Raw genomic sequence first — 14,734 nt, 5'->3', positions numbered from 1 at the left:
GCGCCTGCGGGGAGGACTTCCAGGCGTTCGGCGGGGAAGCCCGGCTGTCCGGAACACCCCCGCGCCTGTGGGGAGGACCTAGCCACCGAAGCCCAGGAGATGGCCTCGGACGGAACACCCCCGCGCCTGCGGGGAGGACCGGTACTGGGAGACCGAGACGTTCCTGGCCGACGGAACACCCCCGCGCCTGCGGGGAGGACTCGGCAGCCGTGAGACTCACGGACGGGCCCGGCGAAGCACCCCCGCGCCTGCGGGGAAGGCCCGGCGCCGGACCAGCTCACCTACACCGCCGACGAAGCACCCCCGCGCCTGCGGGGAGGACGACGTGTCCGACCCGAAGCGGCTGTCGGTGGTCGGAACACCCCCGCGCCTGCGGGGAGGGCCTCGAAGTTCGGCGCAGCACCCCCACGTCGGCCGGAACACCCCCGCGCCTGCGGGGAGGACGACGTGTCCGACCCGAAGCGGCTGTCGGTGGTCGGAACACCCCCGCGCCTGCGGGGAGGGCCTCGAAGTTCGGCGCAGCACCCCCACGTCGGCCGGAACACCCCCGCGTCTGCGGGGAGGGCGGGCAGGAAGTCAGGATTCACGCGTGCCTCACCGGAACACCCCCGCGCCTGCGGGGAGGACAGGCCATGTCCTTGCTTCGCGGCGGCCACAGCCGAAGCACCCCCGCGCCTGCGGGGAGGACGGCGAGCGGAGGAGTTCCCCGACGCCCCTCTTCGGAACACTCCCGCGCCTGCGGGGAGGACACGCCCGTGCAGTAGCACCCGGACCTCCTACGCTGGAACACCCCCGCGCCTGCGGGAAGGACGCCTTGGCGACCTTGTAGGTCTCGCGGGCCTGCGGAACACCCCCGCGCCTGCGGGGAGGACGTCGGCGACGTCCTGGAGGTCGCGGCCGATCACGGAACATCCCCACGCCTGCGGGGAGGACGCCTGATTGCCGCCGCGCCAATCATGCGCCAACGGAACACCCCCGCGCCTGCGGGGAGGACTCCACCGTGTCCTCCGGGCCGTCCACCGGCGTCGGAACACCCCCGCGCCTGCGGGGAGGCCCCCCCGCGCCGGACGACCCGCGAGACATCGTCGGAACACCCCCGCGCCTGCGGGGAGGACGCCAAGGCCGGGCTGACGGCGAAGGACAAGACCGGAACACCCCCGCGCCTGCGGGGAGGTCCGCTCCGCGGCCACCTCGTGTGCCTCCCGGACCGGAACACCCCCGCGCCTGCAGGGAGGACGCTCCGGCCACGTCCGTGGGCGTCGCTGCCCGTGGAACACCCCGCGCCGGCGGGGAGGACATCGGATCCCGGGCCAGAACGCGGGCGCGGATCGAAGCACCCCCGCCCCTGCAGGGAGGACCCCCGAGGATCGCGCGGGCGATGGCGACGGCCGTCGGAACACCCCCGCGCCTGCGGGGAAGACGGGATCGTCTCCCAGTTGACCAAGACCGTCTACGAAGCGCCCCCGCGCCTACGGGAGGACTGGAGCGGCTGCAGCGCGACTGCCGGGCCGTCGAAGCACCCCGCACCTGCGGGGAAGACGACCAAGCCGCCGCGCAGCTCGCCGAGCACTATGAAGCACCCCGAGCCTGTCGGGAAGACCATCCGTCCGCCGACGGCGATCAGTTCGGCATTGAAGTACCCCCGCGCCTGCGGGGAGGACGGCCGCCACCGCACGGACCGGTTCTCCACCGTCGGAACACCCCCGCGCCTGCGGGGAGGACTCCTGCTCCTGCCTCTTCCACCGGGCCTCTGCCGGAACACCCCCGCCCCTGCGGGGAGGACCACATCGAACACGTCGCCCTGGACCCATATGGCGGAACACCCCCGCGCCTGCGGGGAGGACTTCGGCGGCGAGAAGGCCAGTCCCCGCGAGGTCGGAACACCCCCGCGCCTGCGGGGAGGACGATCAGGTTCACGTGGCGCCTCCGTCGTCGGCCGGAACACCCCCGCGCCTGCGGGGAGGACCCTAAGGTGGAACCGCGATGGTGCCCCGCCTGCGGAACACCCCCGCGCCTGCGGGGAGGACGAAGTGGTAGACCGGGTTGGCCGGGTCGGTGGCGGAACACCCCGCGCCTGCGGGGAGGACTCATGCCGAGTTCGCCCCGCCGCCGGCGTCGGCGGAACACCCCCGCGCCTGCGGGGAGGACGTGAGCGTCGCCTGATCCGGGGTGTCACTGGGCGGAACACCCCCGCGCCTGCGGGGAGGACTCTTCCTGACCTGCGACTTAAAGGGGGCTTTGCTCGTTCTTTGCCTTTTGTGTGCCGGTCATGCGGATGAGAGTGAGGCCGTCGAAGTCGATGGGGGCGCGGCGGCGGGTGCCTGCGGTGCGGAGGGCGTAGCCCTGTTCGGTGTCGGCAGGGTGGACGAGGAGGGCGGCGCCGTCTCCGACGGTTTCGGTGACGGCTTGCCAGAGTTGGTCGCGGACGCGGGCGGATACGGCGCCGACGAAGATGCCTGGGACGACTTCACTGGTCCAGCGGCTGAGGGCGCCTCGGAGATGGTCGGGGACGGCTGTGGTGGCGATGACGAGCAGGGAAGGCATCAGCGGTCGCCGCCGGCGTAGTTGACTCCGGCGGGCAGGGTGCCCTTTTTGGGGTCCCAGAGGTGGACCATGTCGACGTCGTGGCGTTCGCTGTGGTCAGCGGCGGTAGTGGCTTCTGGGGTGAGCAGATGCTGGGTATCGCGGACGATGCGGGGCAGCAGGCGCAAGAGGCGGAGGTTGTCGCGAAAGCGGCGGCGGGCTTCCTGCTCCGGGTGGGGCGACTGGTGCAGGGCGAAGGCCAGGGGAAGGGTGGTTTCGGCTTTGTAGAGGTCGGCGATGTCGTAGACGAAGGCGTGCTGGGTGCCGGCGTGGACGAAGCCGAGGGCGGGGGAGAGGCCGAGGGCGAGCAGGGCGGCGTGCACGATGCCGTAGAGGCAGCTGTTGGCGGCGGACAGGGCGAGGTTGACGGGATCTTGCGTATCCCATTGGTCGGGGTGGTAGTTGCGGCGGAAGCGTCCGATGCCGTGCTGCTGGGCGAGGATTTTGTAGAGGGCCTTCATGCGCTGTCCCTCCATGCCGCGTAGTTGGTCGAGGTCGACGGTGGTGGGCAGGTCGGCGTCGGCAAAGCGCATTTCGTACATGCGGCGGGCGATGTGCAGGCGGCGGTCGGAGTCGGCCCAGGCGGTGGTCTGGAGTTCGAGCCAGTGAGTGGTCAGGGAGTCGGGCAGGATGCCGGCGTACGTGCGAACGCCTGCCGCGCCGACGCACACGACGGTGGTGCCGTGGCGGGCGAGGGTGGTCAGGGCGGGTGTGGTGATGGAGACGCCGGGGCCGAGGAGGAGGCAGGAGAGGGCGGCGGTGGGGAGATAGACGAGGTCGGTGCGGTCACCGGCCTGGATCTGAGCGCAGACACCGGTGTCGTCCTGGACGACGCGGACCATGTCCAGATACAGGAAGGACAGGGAGTCAGCGACGCGCGGCAGCATGGCCAGGGTGGGGGCGGCGAGCCGTCTGCGGGCGTCACCGCCGTTGCGGGGTGTGCTCATCGGGTGGTTGCGGGGGCGAGGCTGAGGAGGCCGGCGCCGTAGGGTTTGGCTCGGCCGACGCCGGTGGTGAGGGCGTGGGTGAGGGCGGCGGGATCGGTGATGGTGGCGGTGCCGTCGTAGCGCAGGAGGCTGTGGCGCATGGAGGACGCGTCTTTGCCGTGCGGGCGCACGGGCTGCAGCGGGGTGGGGATGAGGGTGTTCAGGTGGAGGCCGGCGTCGGCGGCGCGGCGGGTCCACCACTGGTCGGCGTCGGCTCCGGCGAGGGGGATGATGCGGCCGCGTTTGCTGCCGGCGGACTTCGGCAGGAGTTCGCGTTTGGAGGGGTTGACGACGATGCGGTAGCGGACGGTGAGGCCTTCGCGCAGCGCCTGGAACATGGGGGCGAGGCTTTTGACCTCGCCGTGGCCGTAGCCGTCGCGGAGGCGGGTGAGGTCGAGGTGGCGGGCCTGGACGAGCAGGGTGCTGGCGGTGTCGGTTTCGTCGATGCGGTAGAGGAGGCCGGCCTGCTGGCGGGCGCTGTGGCCGAGGTGGTCCGGGACCAGGCGCATGGCGGTGCGGTGCATTTCGGTGGCGTCGCGCAGGTCGCGCTGGACGTCGCGGCTGTGCGGGTTGAGCCGGATGCGCGCGAGCAGGGGGTGGTCGGTCATGCGTGGTCCCGGGCGTAGTCGATCAGTCGGGGGAGCAGGGTGTGCTGGGGGCCGGCGAGGGCGGCGGGGAGCTGTTCGGTGGTGCGGTGCAGGGTGCGCGAGCCGTAGGCGCGGGCCTGGGGGGAGAAGCTGAGCGGGATGTCGTTGACGCTGACAATGTCGGCCTCGGCGCCGGGCTGTCCGTTGGTGGGCGGGTGTTCGTAGAGGAAGGGGACGGCGAGGGTGGTGGTGTCGGGGTCGGTCGGCTGGTTGGTGCGGCTGAGCGGGACGCGGGTGAGCAGTTCGGTCTGGGGGTTGGCGGCGTGGGTGTGCAGCAGGAGCGGCGGCCGAGGTAGGGGGCCCAGCAGGGGCGGCGCAGGGCGCGGGCCAGGCGGTCGATGGTGGGGTCGGGTCCGGAGACCGCGACGACGAACACCGCGTCGGCCAGGTAGTGGCGGCGGGTGATGACGGCGGCGCCCTTGTTGCTGCCGCCGCTGGTGGCCGCCGTACGGGAGGTGGGCCGGCCGCCGCCGGCGGTGTGGTAGTCGATCAGCGGGACGCCGGGCCGGTCGATGCGGATGGTGAACCGCAGCGGCCGGTAGCGGTGCAGGGCGCCGCTGTCGTCGCGGCTGATGCCTTCGGCGGCGGCGAACATCCCCGTCAGGGCGGAGCGGGTGGGAAACGGCGCCGTGTCGCGCACCGGGGCGAACGCGGAGCGTTCCCCCCAGGACTGCAGTGGTCCGGCCAGGCGCAGGATCAGTGCGCTCATGCCGGCTGCCCGGGGGCGGGAAGGGCGCTGTCGACCGCGGCTTGGGTGAGCTGGTCGAAGGAGTCGTGGGCGTCGCCGATCCCGGCCAGCTGCTCGTCGGGGGCGATGGTGGTGTGGCCGTGGAAGCGCCGGCGGCGCTGGCCGGTCAGCCGGTTGATCTGCGTCGCGTAGGAGGCCAGCGCGGTGCGCGAGGCGGGGGAGAACCCGCCGCGGCCATCGGCGGTCACGGGCGTTTCGAAGGCGGCGGCCAGCGAGATGGGACGGTGCTCGCGCACGGCGAGGTAGGCCAGGTCGGGCAGGGTGTACGGGGCGGTGCTGTTGCGCTTGGCCCGGGGCAGGGAGACCTTGAGAACCTGCACCACGATCGGCGCCAGCGCGGCCAGCGCATAGCCCAGACCGGCGTGGCGGAAGGCCGACTTGGCCTTCGCCACCTCCCCCGGATCCCCGCCGGCCAGCAGGTAACGCACCCCGCCCACCGTCAAGAACACCGTGGCCAGCCCGGCCAGGATGCCCATCAGCCAGGTCCGGAGGTTGGACAGCACCTGGCCCACCGTCGCCAGCGCCCACACCCACCGCCCCGGCTCCGCGGCCGGCGCCGCCGCCACCAGAACCGCCACCGCTGCGACCGCGCCCACCATCGCCCACCACCGCTGCCGCGGCACCGGGCGGCCGCGGCGGGACGCCGCGCGCCGCCGAGGCGACGGGTGCGGACGGGAACCGGGCGGCATGGCCTCCTCCAGGAGCGGCGGGCGGGGCTGAGAAACCCCTCATCTCCTAAGGCCGGAAAACGCCGCCGATTTATGCACCGGCACCGAAGATTCTTCGGAATCCTCGCCGCCGTCGTAACGTGCGGGGCGATACGCGGTTCTTGGGGCCCCTGGGCAGGCGGCGCGTCCCGGCACCGGCCTCGTGCCAGGGATCGTGGCCGGTGGCGGGGGTCCGTCCCGCAGGTAGGTGACCAGTCGGCGCTCGGCCCGGCGGCGCCGCGCATACACGCCCTGCACCGCAGCCGCGTGCTCTTGTGCCCAGACGAGGACCGGCGTGCGCTCCAGCCGGGTCGCCCCGATCAGCTCGGCCTCGGCGGGAGTGAGCACCGCGGCGCCCACCGCCCGGGCCAGCACCAGATCCGGATGCCCCCACCCCGGCCGGGGCGGGGCCGGACCGAAGCGCGGCGCCACCGGCACCGGCGCAGCCAACGCCTCCGTCAGTGCGGCGAATCCGGCCCGCCGCGCCGCCCACACCAGCCGCAGCAGGACGTGGGACCGGCCGATGTCGACGGTGGCCAGGGCGGCGAAGAACCCGGCCAGCACCTCCGCCTCCGCGTCCTGCACATCACTGGGGTAGCGCGCCGCCACCCAGGCCGCCACCCGGACCAGCGCCGGCAGCGCCATCCCCGCACACGCCACCGTCCAGCACCCGCCCTCGGCCCGGGCCCGCGCGACCAGATGCGCCCACACCGCATCACGCACCGCTGCCGGGCACTCCGGCCGCAGCAGCAGTCCCCGCAATTCGCCCAGCCCCAGCACCCGGTCGGGCAGACCGGCGAAGGCCGTCCCGTCCACCGCCAGCGGGCCGGACCCGCCCGCCAGGCGGGCGAACTCCTCCCGCACCAGATCCAGCGGCAGACGCCGGTACCTCCGATCGCGCGTTCGACGGGCTGCGGCCATCGGAAGCCTCCTTCGGCACGGGCAGCAGAACAGCCACAGCACACGCCACCAGCGCCAAGAAACCGCCAGCAGACACCTAAAGGACGCTGAGGCAGCCCTGCACCGCTGCTTAACCGCGGTTTAACGACCCAGATCGAACGACCATTCGCTGCGCAACGTCAGCCCGCGGCGCACACGACAGCATCCACAGACTTTCTCCACCACCCCGCGAGACAGCGTGCCCTGCAGAGCTGGTTCGTGCCGCGACCGATGCTCCTGTTCCCCTGATGGGGGTTCGCTGCCTCCCGCGGGCACCGGGTATACACCCGCGCGCCGCCGGTACCTGCGTCCGGTGTACGTGGCGGTGGTGCGGGAGCAACCCCGCGCGGGCGGGGACCATGCGCCACCAGGTCGCGGCGTACACGTCGGGTCTGGGGAAAGCCCCGCACGCCCGGGGACCACGGCACGTACGACACCGCGGCCTCCTTAGCGCGGGGAACAGCCCCGCACGCGCGGGGACCACCGAACAACGCCTCCCAGGGCAGACCGAGTTGGGTGTGGCTCTCGCGCAGTGAGGTCGTCGGTCAGGCCGTGAGCTTGTAGTTGTGCTGGTCGGTATGGGGATAGAGGCGTTCGCGATCCCTCTCGACATGGAATGTTCAGTACTCCGGGAGGCTCCCTGTTGCGGATCACGGCCCGCAGGGTGAGGACGGCTTCGGCGCCGGGGATGCTCCAGCGGGAACCGGTGATGTCGAGTCTGCCCGCTATGAAATGGCGTGCCGCTCCCTTGATGACGCCACTGGCGATCGGCCAGCCAGCTTCCAGGGACTGGTCGTAGTGGGTGAAGTCGGTGTTGTTGGCCAGGTAGTGGCAGGCCCGGTCGGCGGCGGTGCGTTGATCGTCGGAAAACTGTCAAACCTGTGGATCGTGCGTTCTAGAGGCTGTCCCGTAAATCACCAGGGACGTGCAGGTTGAGCTGCTCGTTTGCTTGTCATCCGGTGAGGGTCAGGTTGTGCAGGCGGGCGATGCCGAGCATGGCGTGGTGGGCGCCGTGGCCTCTGAGGCGGCAGTCGCGCAGGATCTTCCAGCTCTTCATGTGAGCGAAGGCGTGCTCGACGCGGGCACGGACCTTGCGGTGGGAGGCGTTGTGCTCTTCCTTCCAGGCGGGCAGTTCTTCGTCCTTGCGCCGGCGGTAGTGCGGGATGGTCAAGCCGGTACCGCGGTAGCCGCCGTCTGCGATCACCATGGGGGTGGTGCCGACGGCAGCCTTCGCGCCGGAGTCCTCCCAGGCCCGGCAGTCGTTGCGGTTGCCGGGCAGCGGCTTGCCGACGGCGACGACCAGGCAGGAGTCGGCGTCGATGACGACCTGATGGTTAGTGGAGTAACGGTAGTTCTTGCTGGAGGCGGCCACGGCCCGGTCGCGGGTGGGGACCAGCGTGCCGTCCACGATGAGCACGGTGTTCTTGCGGAACCGCCGCCGGGGTTGGAGGGCGAGAGCCGGTCCGAGGTGGCCGACGATCCGGTCGGCCGCGGACTTGGAGATGCCGAAGAGCGGGGCGAGTTGGCGCAGGGTGAGGTTGGTGCGCCAGTACGCGGCCACCAGCAGCACCCGGTCCTCAAGCGGCAACGACCACGGCCGGCCCTTGCGGACCGGATCGGCGCCCTCGCGCCGCAACGCGGTGATCAGCTTGTTGAACTGCCGTGGGCTCAGCCCGGTGAACGGACCTATCCACGAGGGATCCGACGCCTTGATCACACCAGCCACGGCAAGATCGTCTCACCTCTGACCGGCAGTTACGGGACAGCCTCTAGGATCCCGGGATGAGTGATGAGCTTCTTCGACTTACGATCCTGGGGTGCGCGACGCCGTACCCGAGCGTGGACAACCCGTGTTCGGGCTATCTGGTGTCGAACGGCGACAGCCGGATCTGGGTGGACGCGGGGAGCGGGACGCTCGGCCCGCTCCAACGGCACGTGCGGCTGGACGAGCTCGACGCGATCTGGATCTCCCACCTGCACGCCGATCACAGCGCGGACCTGCTCACCGCGTACTACGGCGCCCTTTACGCGGACATCCGCCTGGCAGCGCCGATTCCCCTCTTCGGCCCGCCGGGAACTGCCGACCGGCTGGCCGGATTCCTCACCAACACATCGGCCCGCAGTCCGATCGAATCCGCCTTCGCTGTTACCGAGTTGCACGACGGGCATCAGGCGACCATCGGCTCGTTGCGGCTGACCAGCCGGGCGGTAGCGCACGGCATCCCGGCGTTCGCCGTGCGCATCGAGGCGGCCGGCAGGTCGCTGGTGTACTCCGGGGACACCGCGCCGTGCCCGAGTCTCACAGAGCTGGCCGAGGGATGCGACGTGCTGCTGTGCGAGGCCGAGAGCGCACAGGCGCCAGCCGAGGGTGACCAGGTGCACCACACACCCGAGGACGCCGGCGACACTGCCCGCGCGGCCCGGGCGGACCGGCTGGTCGTCACACATGTCGGCCGCTTCCTCACCCCGCAGCAGGCGGTGGCACGCGCCTCGGCCCGGTTCGACGGTCCTGTCGACTACGCAGCCCCTGGTGCCACCTTCACGATCGGTCAGGCCACGACCGCCTCGGTACGCTCGAAGAGCTGACCGCGTTCGAAGATGGTTCCGGATCGGACGAGGGCGACGAGGTGGGGTGCGGTGATCGCGCGCCAGCGGGCCTGGGCGGACTCGGCGAGCTTGAACACCATCGCCAGGGTCGCAGCCGGGCTGCCGGCGCCGCGGGCGACCTTGGTCCGCAGCTTTACTGTGCTGAAGGTCGACTCGATCGGATTTGCCGTGCGCAGGTGGACCCAGTGCTCGGCCGGGAAGTCGTAGAACGCCAGGAGTTCACCGACGTCGTCGGTGATCTTCTTGACGGCCTTGGGCCACTTCGCGCCGTAGGCGCGCCCGAAGTCCTTCACCGCCTTCTCTGCGTGGTCGCGGTCCTCGGCGTTGTAGATCTCTTGCAGCGCCCTCTTCGCGCCGGGCTGGGCCGATTTCGGCAGCGCGTCGACCACGTTCCGAGTTTTGTGAACCCAGCACCTTTGGTGTCTGGCCTGCAGAAACACCTGGGTCAGGGCCCGCCACAGCCCAATGGCCCCGTCGCCGACGACGAGCTCGGGATCGCGCATGCCGCGCCGACGGCAGTCCCGCAGGAGGCCGGCCCAGGACTCGGTCGACTCGCGCAGCCCCTCGGCGAGCGCGATCAGCTCCTTGCTGCCGTCGGCGCGCACGCCCATCAGGGCCAGGACGCAGGAGCGGGACACCTCAGGCGCGAACACCATCGCGTCCACGACGCCCCCGACCAGGCCGGATACACCCTCGCGGCGTGAGACAGCCCGGACTTCAGCCGGGATTTTCCAGAAAGTCCTCGACAGCGGCGGCGAACTGCTCCGCAGCGTCGTGGTGCACGACATGCCCGGCGGGCAGCTCAAGCAGATGCGCCTTGCCGGCACGCCGGGCGATCATCTCCCGGGCATGGCCGGCGGCCAGCTCCTCGCTACTGGTTCCCCGGATCAGCAGGGTGGGGCAAGCCACCGCTGCCCAGTCCCGCCAGTGCTCTCCGCTCAGTGCCTTCTGCGACGCCACCGTGTCCTCGACATAGAAGGAGAACCCCCCAGCAATCGCCCGCGCGGCGGAAGCAACACTCCAGATAGACCGCCACCGGCCCGAGCGCGCTCACCAACTCCTGCCGCGACGGCGTCTGGCGGGGCAGGCGCAAGGTGAACGACCAGTCGCTGTCCACGACCGCGCCGATGTCCTCGACGATCAACGCGGAGACCCGGTCCGCATGCCGAGCGGCGTATTGGTACGCGTTCACGCCACCCAGCGAGTGGCCCAGCACCGCTACCGCACCCAGGCCCAAATGCCGATGCCAGACGGCGACATCGTCCACGTAGTCGTCCCGGTCGTAACTCTCGCCACGATCAGACTCACCGTGACCACGCTGATCGAGAGCGATCACCCGCCACCGCGGCGCGAGCGCCTCGGCCAAAGGCGCAAACGCCGACGCCTCGTTGTAATGCCCGTGCAAGGCCAGCAGCGGGGCCCCCGGCCCACCGAAGTCCACATACGACAGTCGCCGCCCACCGGCCATGAAGAACTCACGCATGATCCGGATGCTATGCGCTACCACTGACACCGGCGCTGACCAGCCTCTTCGCCCTCACTCGAAACGAGCTACACCCGACCGAGTTCAGGGAACAACCCCGCACGCGCGGGGACCACCACGCGTCGCACGGCACCGTGACCTGGTTCCCGGGAACAGCCCCGCACGCGCGGGGACCACGAGGACATCGACCGGCAAACCCTGGCGACGGCGGAACAGCCCCGCACGCGCGGGGACCACGGCCGCCGCGTCGGCGAGAGGATCGCCGATCAGGGAACAGCCCCGCACGCGCGGGGACCACAGGATGTGGTCCAGGCGCAGGGGGGTGGGTTCGGGAACAGCCCCGCACGCGCGGGGACCACATCCGCGCGGAGATGCTGCCCGCGCTCGGTGGTGGAACGGTCCTGCACGTGCGGGGACCACTCCGGAGTGGACGCGGTACAGGACGGTGACGCGGGCACAGCCTCGCACGGGCGGGGGCCACTGCGTGGCGATGATCTTCCCCGAACAGGGGGGATCAACCCCGCGCGGGCGGGGACCACTCCTTAAAGAGTGCGACGACGCGCTCCGAAAAGGCATCAACCCCCGCACGCGCGGAATCAACGGGGTCTCCCTCCTGCGCTATGCGGCGCCTCCGGGAGCAGCCCCGCATGCGCGGGGACCACTGGGCTATTCGCTCGGCGCAACACAAGGCCCAGGGGGCACCCCCGCACGCGTGGGGACCACTTGGCGGTGACGCGCGCGGTCTTCGACGTCCAGGGAACAGCCCCGCACGCGTGGGGACCACCGTACCTCGTGATCATTTTGGTGGCGTTGGCCGGGAACAGCCCCGCACGCGCGGGGACCACCGAAACGGCGACCGTCACGGGTTACGGTCTCGGGGAACAGCCCCGCACGCGCGGGGACCACAACCTCGCGTGGGCCGGGCGCCGTCACCCGGCGGGAACAGCCCCGCACGCGCGGGGACCACCAACGCAGGGCCACCGTGTGGGGGTCGATGCCGGGAACAGCCCCGCACGCGCGGGGACCACGCGGCGATCGCGATGCTGATCAGGACGATCGGGGGAACAGCCCCGCACGCGCGGGGACCACGCAATCGTCGTGGCCTACCAGCGTGTCGGATGGGGAACAGCCCCGCACGCGCGGGGACCACCGGTGGCGGGCCATGTGGGCGAAGCGGGGGTCGGGAACAGCCCCGCACGCGCGGGGACCACGATGCCGCGGCGTGGAAGCGCTACCGGGGCGGCACAGCGGGCCAGGGAACAGCCCCGCACGCGCGGGGACCACGATGGTTTCCGCCTCTTGCGCCCTGGTGGCGCGGGAACAGCCCCGCACGCGCGGGGACCACATCTGCGCGTTGACACCCGCCTTGCCCGCACTGGGAACAGCCCCGCACGCGCGGGGACCACACACGCTCGACGAGGTCCGGCGCTTCCGCGACGGGAACAGCCCCGCACGCGCGGGGACCACGACAGGACACGTGCACACCGGAGCCAGGAGCAGGGAACAGCCCCGCACGCGCGGGGACCACAGGCCGTGACCAGCGGCTTTGTCAGGCGAGGGACGGGTTTTTACTTACTTCCAGGGATTCCGACATAACAGGCATATATTCTGGCATTGGCGGGCTGCTCCATTCATGTGGGACGCGGGCTGGGGTGGTTATCGGCGGCCGTATTTGCGGCGTTGGGCGGCTTTGCTCCAGTTCTGTTTCGGGGGCTGGGGCGGGCGGCCGGTTTCCGGTGGGGTGGTTCGGGGGGCTGGGCGGTGGAGGAGGGTGAGGCCTTCGTGGTCGGTGGGGTGCCAGGCGTGGTGGTGGGTGCGGAAGGTGAAGCCTTGTTCGGTGTCGGTCTGGTGGACGAGGAGGGCGCGGCCTTTGTCGGAGTACTGGCGGACTTCGTCCCACAGCAGGTCGCGGATGCGGGCGGTGGGGGAGCCGAGGAAGACGCCGGGGGAGATTTCCAGGAGCCAGCGGGCGAGGAAGCCGCGCAGGCCGGCGGGGCAGTTGGCGAGGATGATGACGGTCACCACAGCACCTCGTCGCCGTAGTTGCGGCCGCTGTCCAGGCGGGTGTCGCCGTCCGACTGCAGGGTCATGCGGTCTTCGCGATCCATGGCGTCGGGGGCGTCGTTGTGGTGGAGGAGGGTTTTGATGTCGTTGACGCAGCGGTCGAGGAGGTTGGTGTCGTTGATGCGGGTGCGCAGGGCGCGGCGGGTGCGGGAGGCCACGTCGTCGAGGCCGTCGGCGGCGGCGTCGAAGGCGGCGGGGATGGCGGTGTCGGTTTTGTAGAGGTCGGCGATGTCCAGGACGAAGGAGCGTTCGTGGCCGGAGTGGACGAAGCCGAGAGCCGGGGAGCAGCCCAGGGCGGTGACGACGGCGTGGGCGATGCCGTACAGGCACTGGGCGGTGGCGGTGACGGCCTGGTTGGGGGCGTCGCCGGCGGCGAAGTTGTCGCGGTGGTAGTCGCGGCGCTTCCAGGGGACGCCGGTGCGGGCGGATTCGCGGCGGTAGCAGTCTTTGAGGCGGCGGCCTTCCATGGACAGCAGGTCCTGGCGGGTGCGTCCGGTGGGGTCTTCGTCGGGAAAGCGCAGGTGGTACATGGCGCGGGCCACCTCCAGCCGGGTGCGCTGGTTGGCCCAGGCCGTCGCTTGGGCTTCGGCCAGGGCCGAGGAGCGGGTCAGGGCGCGGCCGCCGGCGTAGAACCGTACGCCGTGCTCGCCGACCCAGAGCACGCCGGCGCCGCATTCGCCGAGGACGGACATGGCCTGGTGGGTGATGCGGGTGCCGGGGCCCAGCAGGAGGGTGCCGATGGTGGCGGCCGGGATGTGGGTGGTGCCGTCGGTGTCGGTGGCGGTGATGGCGTTGTCGTCGCGGTGCACGGTGCACCGTTCCAGATAGATGAAGGAGAGCCGGTCGCCGACCCGGGCCAGTTCGCGTGGGGTGGAGGTGCTGCGGCGGCTGACGGTGCTCATCGGCCGCCTGCCGCGGCCAGCGTCATCAGGCCGCAGCCGTACGCCTTGGACTTGCCCCATCCTTCGCCACCCGGGCGACCCGGGACCAGCTCCGCACGGGGCCCACCGAGGGGCCGTGCGCCATGACAACAGCTCCAAGGGGACCAACCCCACGCAGCGGTAGGCCGGCCAACTCTTCCTCGACTATGGTGATTCATCACTCCAAGGGAGAGTAGAGGCAAGGGGAGGGCTCATGGCGGAGGTGCCCGCCCGTGCAGATGACGCTCGGCCCTTAGGACCGGGTGTGTTCCCTGGCCCTCCGGATGTCTGTGAGGAACTGAGCGGTATCGCCCTGCTGGCAGCCCTGGAACAGCGCTTTGTCGAGGGGCTTGTTCCGCCTCGCGAGCCGCAGGCCATCATTCATCCGAACGGTTTCGTCAAGTTGCCGCTTGCGCAGACCGGCGACGGTGCCACCAGGTTCTTTTTGCATGTGTGGCACGCGGACAGTATGGATGCCGACGTACATGACCATCGATGGGCATTTTCTTCCCTCGTATTACGCGGCGAGGTCTCCCATACCTTGACAGACGTGACTGTCACCTCCGGTGGTGCTGGCCGTAAGAGGGATGACGAGGGCGTCGAGAGGGCGTTCCCTGTGGCTCGTTACAGGCTTGTCGGCGGCAGGCATTGCTTCGACATGTCACGCGGGGAGACTGCAGTCGTCGATCGCAGGAATACTCATGTCCTTTCCGCCGGACGGAATTACGGGATGGAGGCATTCGTCTTTCATCGGGCGCATGCCCTGGCCGGTGCCATGACGCTTGTGGCCAGAGGGGCACCGCAACGGCAGTACTCCCGCGTGTTGTCGGATGGCGAGACACCGCTTCCCGCGATGAAGCCGTGGCGTTGCCTTGACCACGATGAAAGACGGCAGCACTTGCGCGATGCCTTGGCGGTGTTGCGGTGAGTGGCCCGCTTCCGGGGCGCCCTGGTTCCTCCGGCCCCGGGCCCGAGGAGCCGGACGCGCTGTTCCGTCGGGAGGCGGTTCTGGTCGCGGCTGTGCGCATCGATCAAGCGCCGAATGACACG

General features: G+C 70.9%; 14 protein-coding genes and 2 CRISPR repeat arrays. Of the genes, 2 read left to right on the top strand and 12 right to left on the bottom strand.

Features of this window, described 5'->3' with window-relative positions:
• Window positions 1-1,631 precede the first annotated feature (1,631 nt).
• Window positions 1,632-2,025: a CRISPR direct-repeat array (repeat unit 27 nt; unit sequence CGGAACACCCCCGCGCCTGCGGGGAGG).
• A gap of 201 nt (window positions 2,026-2,226) precedes the next feature.
• The 7 genes from cas2e (CP973_RS23725) to CP973_RS23695 form a co-directional block, all read right to left on the bottom strand.
• Window positions 2,227-2,544, bottom strand: coding sequence for a type I-E CRISPR-associated endoribonuclease Cas2e (gene cas2e, locus CP973_RS23725; RefSeq protein WP_150244801.1), 318 nt, complete (start codon window positions 2,542-2,544; stop codon window positions 2,227-2,229).
• A complete protein-coding gene (gene cas1e, locus CP973_RS23720; RefSeq protein ID WP_150250149.1) occupies window positions 2,544-3,470 on the bottom strand; it encodes a type I-E CRISPR-associated endonuclease Cas1e in 927 nt (308 codons plus the stop codon). Before cas1e (CP973_RS23720) ends, cas2e (CP973_RS23725) begins: the two co-directional genes overlap by 1 nt.
• A gap of 56 nt (window positions 3,471-3,526) precedes the next feature.
• Window positions 3,527-4,177, bottom strand: a complete 651-nt coding sequence (cas6e, locus tag CP973_RS23715) for a type I-E CRISPR-associated protein Cas6/Cse3/CasE (protein ID WP_150244798.1) — start codon at window positions 4,175-4,177, stop codon at window positions 3,527-3,529.
• Between the two features lie 22 nt (window positions 4,178-4,199).
• Complete coding sequence (cas5e, locus tag CP973_RS23710) at window positions 4,200-4,925, bottom strand: type I-E CRISPR-associated protein Cas5/CasD (protein ID WP_244409967.1); 726 nt, start codon at window positions 4,923-4,925, stop codon at window positions 4,200-4,202.
• Window positions 4,922-5,563: a type I-E CRISPR-associated protein Cas7/Cse4/CasC gene (locus tag CP973_RS41460; RefSeq protein ID WP_280119029.1), complete on the bottom strand. Its 642-nt coding sequence runs from the start codon at window positions 5,561-5,563 to the stop codon at window positions 4,922-4,924. Before CP973_RS41460 ends, cas5e begins: the two co-directional genes overlap by 4 nt.
• Before the next feature lie 129 nt (window positions 5,564-5,692).
• A complete protein-coding gene (locus CP973_RS23700; protein ID WP_150244791.1) occupies window positions 5,693-6,592 on the bottom strand; it encodes a hypothetical protein in 900 nt (299 codons plus the stop codon).
• A gap of 970 nt (window positions 6,593-7,562) precedes the next feature.
• Window positions 7,563-8,336 carry a transposase gene (locus CP973_RS23695; protein WP_150241238.1) on the bottom strand — a complete coding sequence of 258 codons (774 nt, stop codon included), beginning with the start codon at window positions 8,334-8,336 and terminating at the stop codon, window positions 7,563-7,565.
• Window positions 8,337-8,392: 56 nt separating this feature from the next.
• Here CP973_RS23695 and CP973_RS23690 point away from each other — a divergent pair, with 56 nt between their 5' ends.
• Entirely contained in the window at window positions 8,393-9,196 is an 804-nt protein-coding gene (locus CP973_RS23690; RefSeq protein ID WP_150244788.1) for an MBL fold metallo-hydrolase, read from the top strand.
• Here the strand turns inward: CP973_RS23690 and CP973_RS23685 are convergent.
• From CP973_RS23685 to cas1e (CP973_RS23670), 5 genes are all read right to left on the bottom strand, one after another.
• Window positions 9,160-9,873, bottom strand: coding sequence for an IS256 family transposase (locus CP973_RS23685; protein WP_208853395.1), 714 nt, complete (start codon window positions 9,871-9,873; stop codon window positions 9,160-9,162). The genes CP973_RS23690 and CP973_RS23685 overlap by 37 nt on opposite strands.
• Window positions 9,874-9,934: 61 nt before the next feature.
• Entirely contained in the window at window positions 9,935-10,057 is a 123-nt protein-coding gene (locus CP973_RS41665; RefSeq protein ID WP_341874889.1) for a hypothetical protein, read from the bottom strand.
• 31 nt (window positions 10,058-10,088) lie between these two features.
• Window positions 10,089-10,700, bottom strand: coding sequence for an alpha/beta fold hydrolase (locus CP973_RS23680; RefSeq protein WP_341874855.1), 612 nt, complete (start codon window positions 10,698-10,700; stop codon window positions 10,089-10,091).
• 632 nt (window positions 10,701-11,332) lie between these two features.
• Window positions 11,333-12,228: a CRISPR direct-repeat array (repeat unit 29 nt; unit sequence GGGAACAGCCCCGCACGCGCGGGGACCAC).
• A 128-nt stretch (window positions 12,229-12,356) separates the two neighbouring features.
• A complete protein-coding gene (gene cas2e, locus CP973_RS23675; protein ID WP_150244785.1) occupies window positions 12,357-12,722 on the bottom strand; it encodes a type I-E CRISPR-associated endoribonuclease Cas2e in 366 nt (121 codons plus the stop codon).
• Complete coding sequence (cas1e, locus tag CP973_RS23670; protein WP_150244782.1) at window positions 12,719-13,666, bottom strand: type I-E CRISPR-associated endonuclease Cas1e; 948 nt, start codon at window positions 13,664-13,666, stop codon at window positions 12,719-12,721. The genes cas2e (CP973_RS23675) and cas1e (CP973_RS23670) overlap by 4 nt, the downstream gene beginning before the upstream one ends.
• Before the next feature lie 232 nt (window positions 13,667-13,898).
• Here cas1e (CP973_RS23670) and CP973_RS23665 point away from each other — a divergent pair, with 232 nt between their 5' ends.
• Complete coding sequence (locus tag CP973_RS23665) at window positions 13,899-14,612, top strand: hypothetical protein (RefSeq protein WP_150244779.1); 714 nt, start codon at window positions 13,899-13,901, stop codon at window positions 14,610-14,612.
• Window positions 14,613-14,734 lie beyond the last annotated feature (122 nt).

It is taken from the genome of Streptomyces albofaciens JCM 4342 (assembly GCF_008634025.1).
Taxonomy (GTDB): Bacteria; Actinomycetota; Actinomycetes; order Streptomycetales; family Streptomycetaceae; genus Streptomyces; species Streptomyces albofaciens.
This window is presented reverse-complemented; position numbering and strand designations above follow the sequence as displayed.